Annotated in this window: 17 protein-coding genes; 5 read left to right on the top strand and 12 right to left on the bottom strand. The window is 73.3% G+C overall.

Annotated features, from left to right (window positions below):
- Positions 1–242 precede the first annotated feature (242 nt).
- Genes L3X23_RS06970 through L3X23_RS06945 form a run of 6 tightly spaced genes read right to left on the bottom strand, consistent with a single transcriptional unit; the run spans position 243 to position 2,706 of the window.
- Entirely contained in the window at positions 243–590 is a 348-nt protein-coding gene (locus L3X23_RS06970; RefSeq protein ID WP_237191279.1) for a hypothetical protein, read from the bottom strand.
- Positions 587–769, bottom strand: coding sequence for a hypothetical protein (locus tag L3X23_RS06965; RefSeq protein ID WP_237191278.1), 183 nt, complete (start codon positions 767–769; stop codon positions 587–589). The genes L3X23_RS06970 and L3X23_RS06965 overlap by 4 nt, the downstream gene beginning before the upstream one ends.
- Positions 766–1,821, bottom strand: coding sequence for a tyrosine-type recombinase/integrase (locus L3X23_RS06960; RefSeq protein WP_237191277.1), 1,056 nt, complete (start codon positions 1,819–1,821; stop codon positions 766–768). The genes L3X23_RS06965 and L3X23_RS06960 overlap by 4 nt, the downstream gene beginning before the upstream one ends.
- The gene (locus L3X23_RS06955) at positions 1,818–2,108 is read right to left on the bottom strand and encodes a hypothetical protein (protein WP_237191276.1); all 291 of its coding nucleotides are present in this window, start codon (positions 2,106–2,108) and stop codon (positions 1,818–1,820) included. Before L3X23_RS06955 ends, L3X23_RS06960 begins: the two co-directional genes overlap by 4 nt.
- Positions 2,105–2,278 (bottom strand): hypothetical protein, encoded by a 174-nt coding sequence (locus L3X23_RS06950; RefSeq protein ID WP_237191275.1) that lies wholly within the window; start codon positions 2,276–2,278, stop codon positions 2,105–2,107. The genes L3X23_RS06955 and L3X23_RS06950 overlap by 4 nt, the downstream gene beginning before the upstream one ends.
- Positions 2,275–2,706, bottom strand: a complete 432-nt coding sequence (locus L3X23_RS06945) for a hypothetical protein (protein WP_237191274.1) — start codon at positions 2,704–2,706, stop codon at positions 2,275–2,277. The genes L3X23_RS06950 and L3X23_RS06945 overlap by 4 nt, the downstream gene beginning before the upstream one ends.
- 112 nt (positions 2,707–2,818) lie before the next feature.
- On the opposite strand from L3X23_RS06945, the gene L3X23_RS06940 reads away from it, so the two are divergent.
- Together L3X23_RS06940 and L3X23_RS06935 are read left to right on the top strand one after the other, a co-directional pair.
- A complete protein-coding gene (locus L3X23_RS06940) occupies positions 2,819–3,283 on the top strand; it encodes a low molecular weight protein-tyrosine-phosphatase (protein ID WP_237197947.1) in 465 nt (154 codons plus the stop codon).
- Entirely contained in the window at positions 3,280–4,068 is a 789-nt protein-coding gene (locus L3X23_RS06935; protein WP_237191273.1) for a fructosamine kinase family protein, read from the top strand. Before L3X23_RS06940 ends, L3X23_RS06935 begins: the two co-directional genes overlap by 4 nt.
- 64 nt (positions 4,069–4,132) lie before the next feature.
- Here the strand turns inward: L3X23_RS06935 and L3X23_RS06930 are convergent, their stop codons facing one another.
- The 5 genes from L3X23_RS06930 to L3X23_RS06910 all read right to left on the bottom strand — a co-directional run bounded on the left by L3X23_RS06930 (position 4,133) and on the right by L3X23_RS06910 (position 10,360).
- Positions 4,133–5,557 carry a wax ester/triacylglycerol synthase family O-acyltransferase gene (locus L3X23_RS06930; protein WP_237191272.1) on the bottom strand — a complete coding sequence of 475 codons (1,425 nt, stop codon included), beginning with the start codon at positions 5,555–5,557 and terminating at the stop codon, positions 4,133–4,135.
- A gap of 25 nt (positions 5,558–5,582) precedes the next feature.
- Entirely contained in the window at positions 5,583–6,830 is a 1,248-nt protein-coding gene (locus L3X23_RS06925) for a class I SAM-dependent methyltransferase (protein ID WP_237191271.1), read from the bottom strand.
- Positions 6,827–8,215 (bottom strand): FAD-binding oxidoreductase, encoded by a 1,389-nt coding sequence (locus tag L3X23_RS06920; RefSeq protein WP_308116876.1) that lies wholly within the window; start codon positions 8,213–8,215, stop codon positions 6,827–6,829. Before L3X23_RS06920 ends, L3X23_RS06925 begins: the two co-directional genes overlap by 4 nt.
- Before the next feature lie 83 nt (positions 8,216–8,298).
- Positions 8,299–9,276 carry an aldo/keto reductase gene (locus L3X23_RS06915; protein WP_093076089.1) on the bottom strand — a complete coding sequence of 326 codons (978 nt, stop codon included), beginning with the start codon at positions 9,274–9,276 and terminating at the stop codon, positions 8,299–8,301.
- Positions 9,277–9,319: 43 nt separating this feature from the next.
- Complete coding sequence (locus L3X23_RS06910; protein ID WP_237191270.1) at positions 9,320–10,360, bottom strand: alpha/beta fold hydrolase; 1,041 nt, start codon at positions 10,358–10,360, stop codon at positions 9,320–9,322.
- 64 nt (positions 10,361–10,424) lie between these two features.
- On the opposite strand from L3X23_RS06910, the gene L3X23_RS06905 reads away from it, so the two are divergent.
- The 3 genes from L3X23_RS06905 to L3X23_RS06895 all read left to right on the top strand — a co-directional run bounded on the left by L3X23_RS06905 (position 10,425) and on the right by L3X23_RS06895 (position 13,264).
- Positions 10,425–11,567 carry an acyl-CoA dehydrogenase family protein gene (locus tag L3X23_RS06905; RefSeq protein WP_237191269.1) on the top strand — a complete coding sequence of 381 codons (1,143 nt, stop codon included), beginning with the start codon at positions 10,425–10,427 and terminating at the stop codon, positions 11,565–11,567.
- Between the two features lie 63 nt (positions 11,568–11,630).
- Positions 11,631–12,269, top strand: coding sequence for a DUF47 domain-containing protein (locus L3X23_RS06900; RefSeq protein WP_237191268.1), 639 nt, complete (start codon positions 11,631–11,633; stop codon positions 12,267–12,269).
- The gene (locus L3X23_RS06895; protein WP_093075343.1) at positions 12,269–13,264 is read left to right on the top strand and encodes an inorganic phosphate transporter; all 996 of its coding nucleotides are present in this window, start codon (positions 12,269–12,271) and stop codon (positions 13,262–13,264) included. Before L3X23_RS06900 ends, L3X23_RS06895 begins: the two co-directional genes overlap by 1 nt.
- Here L3X23_RS06895 and L3X23_RS06890 read toward each other — a convergent pair.
- Entirely contained in the window at positions 13,257–14,099 is an 843-nt protein-coding gene (locus L3X23_RS06890) for a polyphosphate kinase 2 family protein (RefSeq protein ID WP_237191267.1), read from the bottom strand. The genes L3X23_RS06895 and L3X23_RS06890 overlap by 8 nt on opposite strands.
- Positions 14,100–14,101: the final 2 nt, after the last annotated feature.

Here is a 14,101-nt window from a genome sequence, read left to right as displayed (position 1 = left end):
CGGTGGCGGTGACCGGCGAAGACGCCGAGACCAACCACCGACACAGGCGCCGCCGTGCGACTATTCGGCCTACTCACATTCTCAGGTTTCGAGACGAGCGGAACGTGAACGCCGTCGAGCGGCCATCGTCCGCCGTACGCTGCCCCCGCCGGGCGCGAAGCGTCGCCCGCAGGCCTCGCTGAGCAAGCGGCGCCGCTCGGCCCCGGACGCGACTTGTCTCGCCGCCGGGGCCGAGCTCCGTCTCACACCGCGCGGAGCTGCGTCCGGTCGACGAACGCGGCCGCGGCCTCCAGCGCCGCCGCCAGGTCCCGCGCGTTCCCCGCGGTGAGCTCGTTCAGGTCGACGACGCCCACCATCGCCACCCCGGCGGGGAGCCGCTCGATCCGGCCGTCGGACTCCACCACCTCGAGCTGCGACACGATCACGTGCACGGTCCTGTTGCGCGGGCCGCAGGCGAGCAGCGGCACGACCTGGACGAGGTGCTCGTGCCCGCGCATCAGGTCACCCTCGAAGAGCGAGTCCCAGTCGTGGCCGGGCCGGTCGTCGCACCACGGCGGGCACGACGGCCGGTCGACGTCGAGATTGCTCACCCGGCGACCGCCACGACCGCCGCGACCGCGCACCGCGCCGGCCCGTCGGCGGCCACGGCCGCGGTCGCGCCGCCGCCGGCCCGCGCGTCGGCCACGAGGCCGAGCACCGCGACCGCCGCCGCGGTGAACGCGCCCACCGCGAGCGCGCCGAGCACCGACCGGACCCGCGCCGTGCTCACTGCGTGCCCCCGCGGCCGAGTCGCCGCTGGGTGAGCTCCTCGACGTGGCGGGCCGCCTCCGCCGGGGACACCGCGGTGTAGCGGGCCGTGGTGACCACCGAGGCGTGCCCCATGAGCTTCGCCTGCCGGAACAGGTCCGGATCCAGCTCGTGATAGTCGGTGCCCCAGCGGTGCCGCAGCTGGTGCGCGGTCGCCGGGATCCGCAGCTCGGCCAGGAACCCGTTCACCTTCGTCGACACCCGGCCCGGGGTGTGCGGGCCACCGTCGGACGGGCGCGGGAACACCGGCCCGGCCCCGGCCCGGTCGACGAACGGCGCGAGGACCCGCATGAGGTGCTTGCCCGCGGGGACCGTGCGCTTCTTCCCGCCCTTGCCCTCGATGTGCAGCAGCGCGCCACCCCCGGGAATGGGCTCGACGTCGGTGCCGCGGAACCACGCGATCTCGCAGCAGCGGAACCCGCAGCAGCCCATCAACCCGAGCCAGGCGTACATGACCGGGTCCGAGACCGCGCACGCCAGCGCGAGGTCGAACTGGTCCGAGGCGATCGGCCGAGGCGTCGCCTCCGGCACCCTCGGTCGGTCGAGGATGACCGTGGGATCGTCGAGCCGCAGCCGAGGCCGAGCCTTCGTGGACATCCACCGGAACAGAACCTTGATCGCCGACACGTACGACGACAACGTCTCCGGCTTCCCGTCGAGCCGCTCGGCCCACGCGAGGACGTCCTCCTCGGTCGCGGAGGTGAACGGGGCGCCGAGCTCGCGGGAGATCTTCGTGAGCTGCGCGTGGCGGACTCGTCGGGTCTCCGGGCGCCAGCCCCGCACGTTCGGGGACCCGAAGTAGCGTGCAATGACCTCCTGGTCGCCGAGCTCGGCGCGCAGCGCGGTCGCGCCCGTCGTGGGTGCGGTGCTGCCCGTGATCGTGGCGGCGAGCTGCCCGAGCGCCTGGAGCTGCTCGACGGTGATCTGCCCGGCGGCGACGGCCGCGGTGAGCGCGGCGAGCGGATCCGCCGGCGCGGGAGGGGCGGGCGGGACGGAGCGGAGCGGGCGGGTCATCGGGGGTCCTCCGGCTGCTGCTGGTGCGGGTCGATGCGTGGCTGCTCGCCGCCTGGCGGTGGGGCGTGTCGGTGCAGGCCGGCGCGACGGCCGCGCAGGACCACCCCGGACTGCACGGCGCGCCGGAGCCGGCGGCGGCACCGCCACTCCGCGATGCCGAGCCCGATCAGGCTCGGCCCGACCAGCAGCACCACGCAGGCGACGGCGTGGAGGACCGTGCCGGGCTCGACGACCGCCCGCAGGGTCGGCAGCAGCAGGAACACAGCCAGGTGCTCGACGGGGGTCACGGTGCGACCTCCCCGGCGAGGACGTCGTCGAGCCGGTCCCGCACCGCAGCGGCCTGCTCGAGCGAGCACGCCACGGTGAGCTCACCGAGGCGGACCAGCACGCTGGTGCCCTTCCGGTCGACCTCGACCGGGGCGTCGTGGGCGATGGACACGGCGACGTGGGTGCTCACGAGGCACCACCGGAGAACTCGACGGGCGGCACGGCGGGCGCCGCCGGTCGAGCGGGTTCGGCCTGCGGCTGGTCGGACTCCGACTCGCCCGCGGCGGGCGGCTCGACGGGGACCAGGACGTCGTCGACGAGCGCGTGCAGCTCGATCAGGATCCCGACGAGCTGCCGGGACATCGCCATCGTCAGGCGGGTGTCACCGATCGCGATCCGCGGGGCCCGACGGCGCGCGGTGATCGTGCGGCCCTCCTCGCGGACGACGTCCTCGACGAACAGGTACACCTCGACGGGCCGCGGCACGGGCGGCGTGCGGTCGATCGCGACCCGGCCGCCCTTCCGGCGGTGCTCAAGGTTGCCGTACGGAGTGCTGCAGGTTCGGTTCGCCCAGGACGGGCGGGGCCATTCGGCCACGGTGATGGGACGATCTCGCACGGGTCAGCCTCCTGGGGCTGATCAAGGGCCTGGCCGGTGGGTGAGATCACCGAGCCGGGCCCGACTGATTTCGGGCAGATCGGCCAGACTGGGCGGCGTGAGCCGACAACGAATGGGGCCACACGTGGCTTTCGTCTGTACCGGGAACATCTGCCGCTCCCCCATGGCCGAGAAGGTGTTCCGCGCCGCGCTCGACGAGGCGGGGCTCGGAGACGCCGTCACGGTGACCAGCGCGGGCACCGGCGGCTGGCACGCGGGCGAGCCGATGGACCCGCGGGCCGCCGACGAGCTCGCCGCGCAGGGCTACGACACCGCGCACACCGCGCGCCAGGTCGACTCGCACGTGCTGTCGGCGGACGTGCTCGTCGCGCTGGACGCGGGGCACCGCCGGGCGCTGCGGGACTCCGTGCCCGAGCCCGGACGCGTCGTCCTGCTGCGGTCCTTCGACCCCGCCGCCTCGGACGACGCCGAGGTCCCCGATCCCTACTACGGCGGCCCCGACGGGTTCGGCGAGGTGCTGCGGATGATCGAGGCCGCCACCCCCGGCCTGCTGGAGCGGGTCCGCAAGGAACTGTGAGCCCGCTCGGGTTCGACCCCGCGGCGGCGCCGCCCGGGGTGAGCCGAGCGGTGCTGCCCGACGGGCGCCCCGTCGTCGTGAAGCGGGACGTCGGCGCCGCGGCGGAGGCGGCGGGCCTGCGGTGGCTGCGGGTCCCCGGCGGGCCCGCGGTGCCCGAGGTGCTCGCCGCGGAGGCGGACTGGCTGGTCGAGGCCGAGGTCCCCGCGGGCGCCCCGACGCGGGCGGCGGCCGAGGAGTTCGGACGCCGGCTGGCCGCCCTGCACGCCGCGGGCGCCCCGGCGTTCGGGTCGCCGCCGCCGGGTGGCCCCGTGGACGCCCGCATCGGCGGCACCGCGATGCGCAACGAGCCCGGCCCGACCTGGCCCACCTGGTTCGTCGAGCACCGGATCCGCCCGTACCTGCACGCCGTGCCCGACCCGGGGCCCGTCGAGGACGTGTGCGCCCGGATCGAGGAGCTCGCAGGCCCGCCCGAACCCCCGGCCCGGCTGCACGGCGACCTCTGGTCGGGCAACGTCCTGTGGTCCCCGTCGGGGGTGTGGCTGATCGACCCGGCGGCGCACGGCGGGCACCGCGAGACCGACCTGGCGATGCTCGCCCTGTTCGGCCTGCCGCACCTGGACACCGTGCTCGCCGCCTACGACGAGGTGGCACCGCTCGCCGACGGCCGGGCCGCCCGCGTCCCGCTGCACCAGCTCTTCCCGCTCCTGGTCCACGCCGTGCTCTTCGGCGGCGGCTACGCCCACCAGGCCGTCGAGGCCGCCCGCCAGGCCCTGCGCGCCCGCTGAGGCCCTGCTCAGGGCTCGTGAGCGGCGATGGTCGCCAGGGCGACCATCGCCGCGCACGGGTCTCTCAGGCGGCGGGGGCCTCCTTGAGCTCGGCGAGCGAGTCGTTGACGGCCTCGGCCAACACGTCGACGTCCGGCAGGGCGTCCCGGTCCGCGTCGAGGCCGTAGCAGACGGTGCCGTCGTAGCTGGTCACGCCGATCGCGACGGCCTGGCCGTGGGCCAGCGGGACCACCGGGTACATGTCCCGCATCCGCGCCCCCATCGCATAGAGCGGGCGCGGCGGGCCGGGCACGTGCGTGACGACGACGTTGAACAGGCGCGACGACAGCCTCGACGACAGCCGGGCCCCCATCTCGTGCATGACGGGGGTGGCCAGGGACGCCAGGCCGACCACCGCGGTCGTGCCCGCCGAGCGGCCGAACCGCTTGCGCGCCTCCATCTGCCGCGCGATCGACTGCAGCCTGCGGACCGGGTCCGGGTCCCCCACCGGCAGCTCGACGAACACCGCGGAGATCCGGTTGCCGCCGTCGGACCCGGGGCCGCGGCCGCGCACGCTGACCGGCACCATCGCGCGCACCACGGAGTCCGGGAAGATCGGCTCGCCGCGGGCGATCAGCCAGCGCCGCAACGCACCCGCCACCACGGCGAGCACCACGTCGTTCACCGTGCCGCCGCCCGCCCCGTGCCTGCGCCGGATCATCCGGTGCTCGAACAGCGAGGTCCGCGCCATGCCGAACCGGCGCTGGGTGCCGATCGGGGCGTTGAGCGCCCAGACCGAGCGGCCGTGGTTGGCGGTGCGCACCGCGTCCGCGACGCCGCCCAGGGTCCGGCGCACCGCGGAGGCGACCTCCCGGACGTCTCGCGCGGAGCGGGTCAGCGCGTCGACCGCGGACCGCGGCCGCAGCATGTTCTCCAGCACGGCCTGCGTGGCCAGCTCCAGCCCGGACGGCGACGGCCGCGGCGACCACCCGGGCTCCCCGCCCGCCTCCGCGGGCCGCGGCCGCGCCGCGGTGTCGAGCAGCAGGCTGCCGACGGCCATCGAGCCGATGCCGTCGACCATCGCGTGGTGGATCTTGGTCAGGATGGCGACCCGGTACTCCTCGAAGCCCTCGATCACGTAGATCTCCCACAGCGGGCGGGACCGGTCGAGCTGGCGGGACAGCAGCCGCCCCACCAGCTCGCGCAGGTCCGCGTCCGTGCCAGGCGCGGGCAGCGCCGAGCGCCGCACGTGGAAGCTCAGGTCGAAGTCCGGGTCGTCCACCCACACCGGCAGGCCGAGCCGCCCCGGCACCTCCCGGACCTTCTGGCGGTACCGGGGCACGAGGTCGAGCCGGGAGTCGATCAGGTCGACGAACGCGTCGACGTCGAAGAAGCCGTCCTCCGGTTCGAAGGTCATGACCGCGCCCAGGGTCATGGCGGTCGTGCGTTCCTCCATGAAGAGGAACGACGCGTCGAGCGGGCTCAGACGGTCGGGCCTGCGGTCGGGCACAGCGCCTTCTCTACCAGAGCCGCGGCTACCAGACCCCTTCGGCGCGCCACCCGCGCAGCGGCATGCCGGAGCGGCCGTGGTCGCCGAGCTTCACCCCGAGCATCTGGTGGAGCTGGATGTTGTCCAGGTCGAAGCCCAGCCGGCACGCCGCCATGTACAGCCGCCACACCCGGGCGCGCCCGATGCCCACCTCGGCCACCGCCTCGTCCCAGTGCTCCTCGAGGTTGGCGCCCCAGTCCCGCAGCGTCATCGCGTAGTGCTCGCGCAGGTTCTCCTCGTGGCGGATCTCGAAGCCCGCGTCGTTCATCTCGGTCATCAGCAGGCCCGGCGACTCGAGCTGCCCGTCCGGGAAGACGTACCGGTCGATGAACGGGTCGACGCGGCGCAGGTGGCTCACGGTCCGCGGCTGGGTGATGCAGTGGTTGAGCAGCCTGCCCTCGGGCCGCAGCTTGCCGTACAGGAACCCGAAGTAGGACGACAGCTGCCGTTTGCCGATGTGCTCGGTGAGCCCGATGGAGCTGACGGCGTCGAAGCCGGACTCCGCGACGTCCCGGTAGTCCGAGTGCCGGACCTCGGCGAACTCCTCCAGCCCCTCGCGCCGGATCGCCTCCTGCGCCCACTCGGCCTGGTTGCGCGACAGCGTGACGCCCAGCGCCTTCACTCCCATCCGGGCGGCGTGGCGGACCATGCCGCCCCACCCGCACCCGACGTCCAGCAGGCGCATCCCCGGCTCCAGCGCGAGCTTGCGCGCGACCAGGTCGTACTTGGTCTCCTGCGCCTCCTCGAGCGTGGCACCCGGGTGCGGGTACGCCGCGCAGGTGTAGGTCATCGACGGCCCGAGCACCCACTCGTAGAAGGTGTTGGACACGTCGTAGTGGTGCGAGATGGCCTGGCTGTCCCGGAACTTCGAGTGCAGCCGCCCGCGCGGGCGCGCCTCCAGCTCCGGCGGCGCGGGCCGGTACTTCAGCCAGATCGGGCCCACGGTCCGCAGCAGCCTGCCGAAGTCCAGCGTCGACACCCCGTGCAGCGTGATGTCCGACAGGGACGACAGCGCCGTGTAGAGGTCTCCCTCCACATCGATCTCACCCGTCACGTACGCGCGCGCCAGGCCCAGCGTGCCGGGCGCCGAGGCGAGCCGGGCCAGCGCCCGCGGGGACTCGATGCGCAGCGCGATCTCGGCGTCGTCCGGACCGGACTTGCTGCCGTCGTAGGCGACCAGCCGGATCGGCGCGTCCCGCCCGATGACGTGTCCGAAGACCTCAGCGACCCTCATGCTCCCCCTCCGACCTTCCTGAACAGGTCCGGTACCCGCCCCTGCGGGTCGTACCGCTCCTTCACGGGGCGGTACGCCGCACCGTTGTACCGCTCCCAGAACTCCGCCTCGCCGTAGTGGACGGTGGAGTAGAGGCTCTTGTGGCCGTCCAGCCGGGCGACCAGGTCCTCGACGAACCGGTTGTGCTGCCACTTGTCCCCGGTGACGGGGACGGACGACCAGAACCCGACGTTGACGTACGGAGTGTGCGGCTTCATCGGGTAGAGCGGCCAGGTCCGGTCGCCGCGCAGCTGCAGCGGGCAGAGCCAGACCGGCGCGATGCCGACGTGGGCGTGGAACTCGGCCAGGAACTCCGGCAGCCGCGGGGTGGGGATCTCGACGTCCTGGATCACCATCTCCTCCTCGGGGTGCCCGAGGCGGCGGCGCACGGCGTTCGACGCCTGGTAGCGCTGGTCGAGCGCGACCAGCCTGCGGTAGACGTCCGACCGGCGGTAGCGCCGGGGCCAGAGCCTGCGGACCGCCGGGTTCTGCACCCCGAAGGCGCGCGAGCACCAGAACCAGTCGGTGTCCCAGCGCCACAGGTAGTCGTGGGTGGTGAGGTGGTCGACCGGGCGGGTCTGCAGCGAGCGGTAGAACACCTCCATGCCCGTGTAGTCGCTGACCCGGGCGCCGGGCGTCGGCTCGTCGACGAACTCGCCGACCGTGACGTAGTGCTCGGTCGGGGAGAACACGGTGCCGTCGAGGAAGTCGATGTCCGTGGCCGCCAGCTCGCCCAGCGCGGCGGTGGCCTCCTCCGCGGTGCCGAAGCGGTGGTGGCGCAGCCGCACGTACCGGGAGACCGGCTGCAGCTCGATCCGGATCCGCAGCGCGTAGCCGAGGGTGCCGTAGGAGTTGGCGAAGGCGGCGTAGAGGTCCGCGTGCGCGCCGGTGGGGGCCGCGGTGACCAGCTCGCCGGAGGGGACCAGCACGTCCATCTCGAGCACCGACTCGTGCGGCAGGCCGTGCCGGAAGCTGGTCGACTCGATGCCCAGGCCGGTGACCGCGCCGCCGAGGGTGATCGTCTTGAGCTGCGGGACGACCAGCGGCATGAGCCCGTGCGGCAGGGTCGCGGCGACGAGGTCCTCGTAGGTGCACATCCCCTGCACGTCCGCGGTGCGGGCCGCCGCGTCGACCTCGATCACCCCGGTCAGTCCGGAGGTGTCCAGGTGGACGGTGTCGCCCGCGGTGCCTGCCCCGAAGCGGAAGAGGTTCGACGTGCGTTTGCCGAGCCGCACCGGGGTGCCGGGAGGGACCGCCCGGTAGGCCCGCACCAGGCCCGCCACGACGGCGTCGTGCTCCCGCCGTGCGGCGGACAGGGGCCCCCGGGTGTCCACGGTGCTGCTCACGCCGCAACGCTAACTCCGCGAAGCCCCGTTCGTCAGGATGTGAGCGATGGTCGAATGTCACTCACCTGCGCGACGAAACCCGACTAACCACGCCTACGGGACGCGACGAGCTTCGGGATCGCCGGGATCCCGACGAGCGGCTGGTAGGCCTCGGCCGCCGCGGTGAGGCCCCGGTACTCCTCGTCGGACAGGCGCAGGTCCGCCGCGGCCACATTGCTCTCCAGCTGGGCCACACTGGACGCCCCCGGGATCGCGACGACGTGGGGCTGGTGCACCACCCACGCGAGCGCGACCTGGGCGGGGGTCGCGTCGTGGCCGGACGCGACGTCTCGCAGGGTGTCCAGCAGCGGCTTCGCGGCGTCCAGGTTCTCAGGCAGGAACATCGCGTTGGCGGCGCGCACCCCGTTGGCCGGGCGGTGGTCGGCGTCGTAGCGGCCGGAGAGCAGCCCCTGCGCCAGCGGGCTGTACGCGATCACGACGTGTCCGGTGCGCTGCGCCCAGGGCAGCATCTCGGCCAGCGGGCCGCGGTGTACCAGGTTGAGCTGCACCTGGTTGGACAGCACCGGCGCGCCGAAGCGCACCTCCGCCGACCGCCAGCGCTTCAGCGGGTAGTTCGACACCCCGACCTGGTCGACGACGCCGACGTCCCGCAGCGCCCGCATGCCGCGCATGGTCGTGGCGTCGGAGACCACCGGGTTGGGCTGGTGCACCTGGTAGAGGTCGAGCGTGCGCACCCCGAGCCGCTGCGCGCTGGCCACCCCGCGCTGCTGCACGACCGCGGCGGTGGGCAGCACGGGGAAGATCTTCGTGGCGACCACGACGTCCTCGGTGCCGCCGGAGTCCGCCAGCGCCCGGCCCAGGATCCGCTCCGAGCGCCCGAACCCGTAGACCTCCGCGGTGTCGAACACCGTGACCCCGAGCTCGCGGGCGCGGGTGACGATCCGCCGGGCCTCCGCGGCGAAGTCCTCGCCGTAGCCCCACTCCCGCGACCCGAACTGCCAGGTGCCCAGCCCGATCACCGAGTAGGGCTTGACCGTGTCGATCCCCTCGACGTGACGCATGCCGCTCATTGTGGCCCGTACGCGTCGGGTCCCGCCCGGGACGTCAGGTCCGGCCCAGGAAGTCGTCGAGGATCGGCCAGGTGGTGGTGCGGGCCCGCCGTCCGGTCAGGACGCCGAGGTGCCCGCCCGGCGCGGTCTCGAACCGGACCTGCGGGGCTCCGGTGAGCAGCGGGACCACGCCGCGGACCGCGCCGAGCGGGGCGATGACGTCGTCCAGGCCCGCCACGACCAGGACGGGCACCCGGACGTCCGCCAGGTCCACCGTGCGCCCGCCGATCTCCAGCCTGCCGGTGGCCAGGTCGTTGGCGCGCAGCAGCAGGTGGAAGAGCTGGCCGAAGGCGCGCCCGGGATAGCCGTGCATGTGGTTCATCAGGTAGTCGACGGCCTCCATGTGCGCGAGGGTGTCCTTGTCCCCCAGCCTGCTCAGCACCGCCAGCGGCTTCGTGACCAGCCGGTCCACCGCCGTCAGGTGGAAGATGCCGCTGACCACCGGGGCGGGGAGGCTGCCCACCGCGCGGTAGATCGCCGAGACCGCCCGCCCGCCCGCGACCTGCGCCAGCGGCCGCAGCGGCGCCACCAGCGGCACCGCCGCGATGTCGACCGGACTGGCGATGGCGCTGACCGAGCGCACCGGCAGCGGTTCCCCGAGCCGCTCGGCCGCGGCGAGCGCGAGCAGGCAGAACAGCCCGCCCAGCGACCATCCGACCAGGTGCACCGGCTCCCCGATCCGGCGGGTCACCTGCGGGACCACCTCGTCCACCCAGTGCTCCACACCGAGGGCGCGGTGACCGAAGGACAGGGGCCCGTAGTCGACGAGGTACACCGGGCGGCCCCGGTCGAGGAGGTGCTCGACGAGCGAGCCGCCGCGGCGCAGGTCGTAGGCGAAGTCCGGGGCGCCCAGCGGCGGGACCAGCAGCACCGGCGGGCCGGACTGCGGCGCCGTCGGGTCGTAGCGGTGCAGGACCCAGCCCCGTGCGGACCCCGTGTGCTCGGTCTCCGCCGCGACCTCGCGCCGGTGACACCGCCGCAGGTCGGCCACCCCACCTGCGACGACCTTGTCCCAGATGTTCGCCCCGACGCCCATCGGCGGAGCGTACGGGCCGGCGACGGCCCGCGTGGTTACCCGCGGGTATGGGAGGCTGCGTGTCATGCAGCGCGACATCTTCGACGCCGAACACGACGCGTTCCGGGACCTCGTCCGGACCTTCCTCGCCAAGGAGGTCCTCCCCCACCACGCCGAGTGGGAGAAGCAGGGCCAGGTCGACCGCGAGGTCTGGCGCACCGCGGGCCGGGCGGGCCTGCTGGGCACCGATGTGCCCGAGCAGTTCGGCGGCGGGGGCACGCCGGACTTCCGGTACAACGCCGTCGCGCTCGAGGAGATCACCGCGGCCGGTGCGAGCGGGCTCGGCTTCCCGCTGCACAACGACGTCGTCGCGCCCTACCTGCTGCGCCTGTGCACGGACGAGCAGAAGCAGCGCTGGCTGCCCGGGTTCTGCTCCGGCGACCTCATCACCGCGATCGCGATGACGGAGCCGGGCACGGGCTCGGACCTGCAGGGCATCGCGACCCACGCGCGCCGGGACGGCGACGACTGGATCCTCAACGGCGCCAAGACGTTCATCACCAACGGGATCCTCGCCGACCTCGTGATCGTCGTCGCGAAGACCGACCCGGACGCGGGCGCGCGCGGCTTCTCCCTGCTCGTGGTGGAGCGCGGCATGCCCGGCTTCGAGCGCGGCCGCAGGCTGGAGAAGGTCGGGATGAAGGCCCAGGACACCGCCGAGCTCTCGTTCACCGACGTGCGGGTGCCCGCGGCCAACGTCCTCGGCGAGGTGGGCCAGGGCTTCATCTACCTGATGCAGAACCTGGCCCAGGAGCGGCTGTCCATCGCGCTCGGCGCCACCGCGGGCGCGGCGGCCGCCCTGGCGATGACGCTGGAGTACACGAAGGAGCGCAAGGCCTTCGGCAAGCCGGTCGCCCACTTCCAGAACACCCGGTTCGAGCTGGCCGAGATGGACACCGAGGTGGACGTCACACGCGCGTACGTCGACCGCTGCCTGGCCCGGCACGTCGAGTCCGAGCTGCCGGTCGCGGACGCCGCGAAGGCCAAGTGGTGGGCCACTGACGTGCAGCGACGGGTCGTGGACCGCTGCGTGCAGCTGCACGGCGGGTACGGCTACATGCTCGAGTACCCGATCGCCAAGGCTTTCGTGGACTCCCGGGTGCAGTCGATCTACGGCGGCACCAACGAGATCATGAAGGAGATCATCGGCCGGACCCTCATCGGCTGACCGAAGAGTCCGGAACGGGGCCCGCCCACGACCGGCCCGAGATGAACAGGTAGAAAACCCGTCATGGCCTTCCGGTTGACGCCACAGGAACGCGGCTTCTACCCGCTGTTCACCCGCGCCGCGGAGAACATCGTGGTCGCAGCCGACGAGCTCGCCGCGATGGTCGACGCCGTCCCCGCGGACCGCCCCGCCATCGCCAAACGGGTGAAGGAGGCGGAGAACGCGGGCGACGACGTGACGCACGAGATCATGGTCAAGCTCAACTCGGTCTTCGTCACCCCGTTCGACCGCGAGGACATCTACCGGCTCGCCTCCTCCCTCGACGACGTCGTGGACGCCATCGAGGAGGCGGCGGACCGGATCGTGCTCTACCGGCTGGACCGGCTGCCCGCGGGCATCACCATGCAGGTGGACGTGCTGCGCCGAGCGGCGCTGGCCACCGCGGAGGCCATGCCCCGGCTGGAGAAGATGTCCGCGCTGCAGGACTACTGGATCCACGTGAACTCGCTCGAGGACGAGGCGGACGAGGCGTACCACGCCGTGCTCGCCGGGCTGCTGTCCCCGGCCGAGGCCCCGACCGACACCGCGGCCCTCCTGGAGATCATCAAGCTCAAGGAGGTCGTGGACACGCTGGAAGAGGCGGCGGACGCCTTCGAGACCGTGGCGAACACGGTCGAGAGCATCGCCGTGAAGGAAGCCTAGTGCTGCTCACGACCATCGTCGTCGTCATCGCGGTGGCCCTGGTATTCGACTACACCAACGGCTTCCACGACGCCGCGAACGCCATCGCGACCTCCGTCGCCACGCGCGCGCTCTCCCCGCGGGTGGCCTTGGCCATGGCGGCGGTGATGAACCTCGTCGGCGCCTTCCTCGGGACCGAGGTGGCCTCGACCGTCGGCAGCGGGATCATCGAGGCGCCCCAGGGCATGGAGGGGCTGTCGGTGGTGCTGGCCGCGCTGCTGGGCGCCATCGTGTGGAACCTGGTGACCTGGTGGTTCGGGCTGCCCAGCTCGTCCTCGCACGCGCTGATCGGCGGGCTGGTGGGCGCGGCCACGGCCTCCGCGGGCACCGTCAAGTGGAGCGGGGTGCTGGAGAAGGTCCTGGTCCCGATGGTGCTGTCCCCGGTCGTCGGGTTCGTGCTCGCCGGACTGGTGATGATCGCGCTGCTGTGGATCTTCCGGCGGGGCAACCCGGCCCGGCTGACCCGCGGGTTCCGCGTGGCGCAGACCGTGTCGGCCGCCGCGATGGCGCTCGGCCACGGCCTGCAGGACGCCCAGAAGACGATGGGCGTCATCGTCCTCGCGCTGATCGTCGGGGGCTACCACCAGGGCACCGACATCCCCTGGTGGGTCGTGCTGATCTCCGCAGGCGCGCTGTCCCTGGGCACCTACGCGGGCGGCTGGCGCATCATGCGGACCCTCGGGCGGCGGATCATCGACCTCGACCCGCCGCGCGGGTTCGCCGCCGAGCTCACGGCGTCCGCCGTGCTCTACACGACCGCGTTCGTGTTCGCGGCGCCCATCTCGACCACGCAGACCATCACGTCGTCCATCCTCGGGGTGGGCGCCACGAAGCGGCTGTCCGCGGTCCGGTGGAACGTCGCGGGCAACATCGCGGTGGCCTGGGTGGTCACCCTGCCCGCCGCCGCGCTGTCCGCGGCGCTGGCGTTCTGGGCGATCCACCCCCTGCTCACCTGAGCGAGGCCCGCACCAGCGCCCGCTGCTCCTCGACGTCGAAGTCCGGCGGCGGGAACACCGGCGCCATGTCCTCCAGGGTCTCGGCCAGGATCGCCGCGACGGCCCAGTTCCGGTACCACTTGCGGTCGCTGGGGATGACGTACCAGGGCGCGGCGTCGGCGTCGCAGCGCTCCAGTGCGGCCTCGTAGGCCTCCTGGTAGGCGGGCCACTTCGCCCGGGTGTCGAGGTCGCCGGGGTTGTACTTCCAGCGCTTGGTGGGATCGTCCAGCCGGGCGAGCAGCCGCTCGGCCTGCTCCTGCGGCGAGATGTGCAGCATGCACTTGACGACGGTCACGCCCCGACCGGTGAGCTCCTGTTCGAACGCGGTGATCTGCGCGTACCGGGCCTGCCAGACCTCCTCCGGCACGAGCGAGTCGACCCGCGCCACGAGCACGTCCTCGTAGTGGGAGCGGTCGAAGACGCCGATCCGGCCGGGCACCGGCACCTGCTTGCGGATGCGCCAGAGGAAGTCGTGCGCGAGCTCCTCGGCGGTGGGGCGCTTGAACGAGGCGATCTGCACCCCCTGCGGGTTCACCAGCCCCACCGCGTGGTGGATCACCCCGCCCTTGCCGGAGGTGTCCATGCCCTGCAGGACGAGCAGCACGGCGCGGGTCCCGCCGCCGGTGCCCTCGGCGTAGAGCGCCTCCTGCAGCGTGTCCAGCCGGACGCCGAGGTCGGCCATCTCGTCCGCGGCCGCCGCCTTGCGCGTCGGACCGACGGGGGTGCCTCGGGGATCGATCTCCTCGAGGTCGACGGGGCCCTTCGGCACCCGCAGGGTCTCGCGCACGCTCGCCATGG

It is taken from the genome of Pseudonocardia sp. WMMC193 (assembly GCF_021728735.1).
Classification (GTDB): domain Bacteria; phylum Actinomycetota; class Actinomycetes; order Mycobacteriales; family Pseudonocardiaceae; genus Pseudonocardia; species Pseudonocardia oroxyli.
Note: the sequence above shows the minus strand (reverse complement) of the source record. Positions and strands in the feature narration are given on the sequence as shown.

Excerpts from the sequence above, each read along its gene's own strand:
- L3X23_RS06905 (WP_237191269.1), top strand. The coding sequence starts at position 10,425 with ATGCAGCGCGACATCTTCGACGCCGAACACGACGCGTTCCGGGACCTC.
- L3X23_RS06900 (WP_237191268.1), top strand. The coding sequence starts at position 11,631 with ATGGCCTTCCGGTTGACGCCACAGGAACGCGGCTTCTACCCGCTGTTC.
- L3X23_RS06925 (WP_237191271.1), bottom strand. The coding sequence starts at position 6,830 with ATGAGGGTCGCTGAGGTCTTCGGACACGTCATCGGGCGGGACGCGCCG.
- L3X23_RS06915 (WP_093076089.1), bottom strand. The coding sequence starts at position 9,276 with ATGCGTCACGTCGAGGGGATCGACACGGTCAAGCCCTACTCGGTGATC.
- L3X23_RS06940 (WP_237197947.1), top strand. The coding sequence starts at position 2,819 with ATGGGGCCACACGTGGCTTTCGTCTGTACCGGGAACATCTGCCGCTCC.
- L3X23_RS06890 (WP_237191267.1), bottom strand. The coding sequence starts at position 14,099 with ATGGCGAGCGTGCGCGAGACCCTGCGGGTGCCGAAGGGCCCCGTCGAC.
- L3X23_RS06910 (WP_237191270.1), bottom strand. The coding sequence starts at position 10,360 with ATGGGCGTCGGGGCGAACATCTGGGACAAGGTCGTCGCAGGTGGGGTG.
- L3X23_RS06960 (WP_237191277.1), bottom strand. The coding sequence starts at position 1,821 with ATGACCCGCCCGCTCCGCTCCGTCCCGCCCGCCCCTCCCGCGCCGGCG.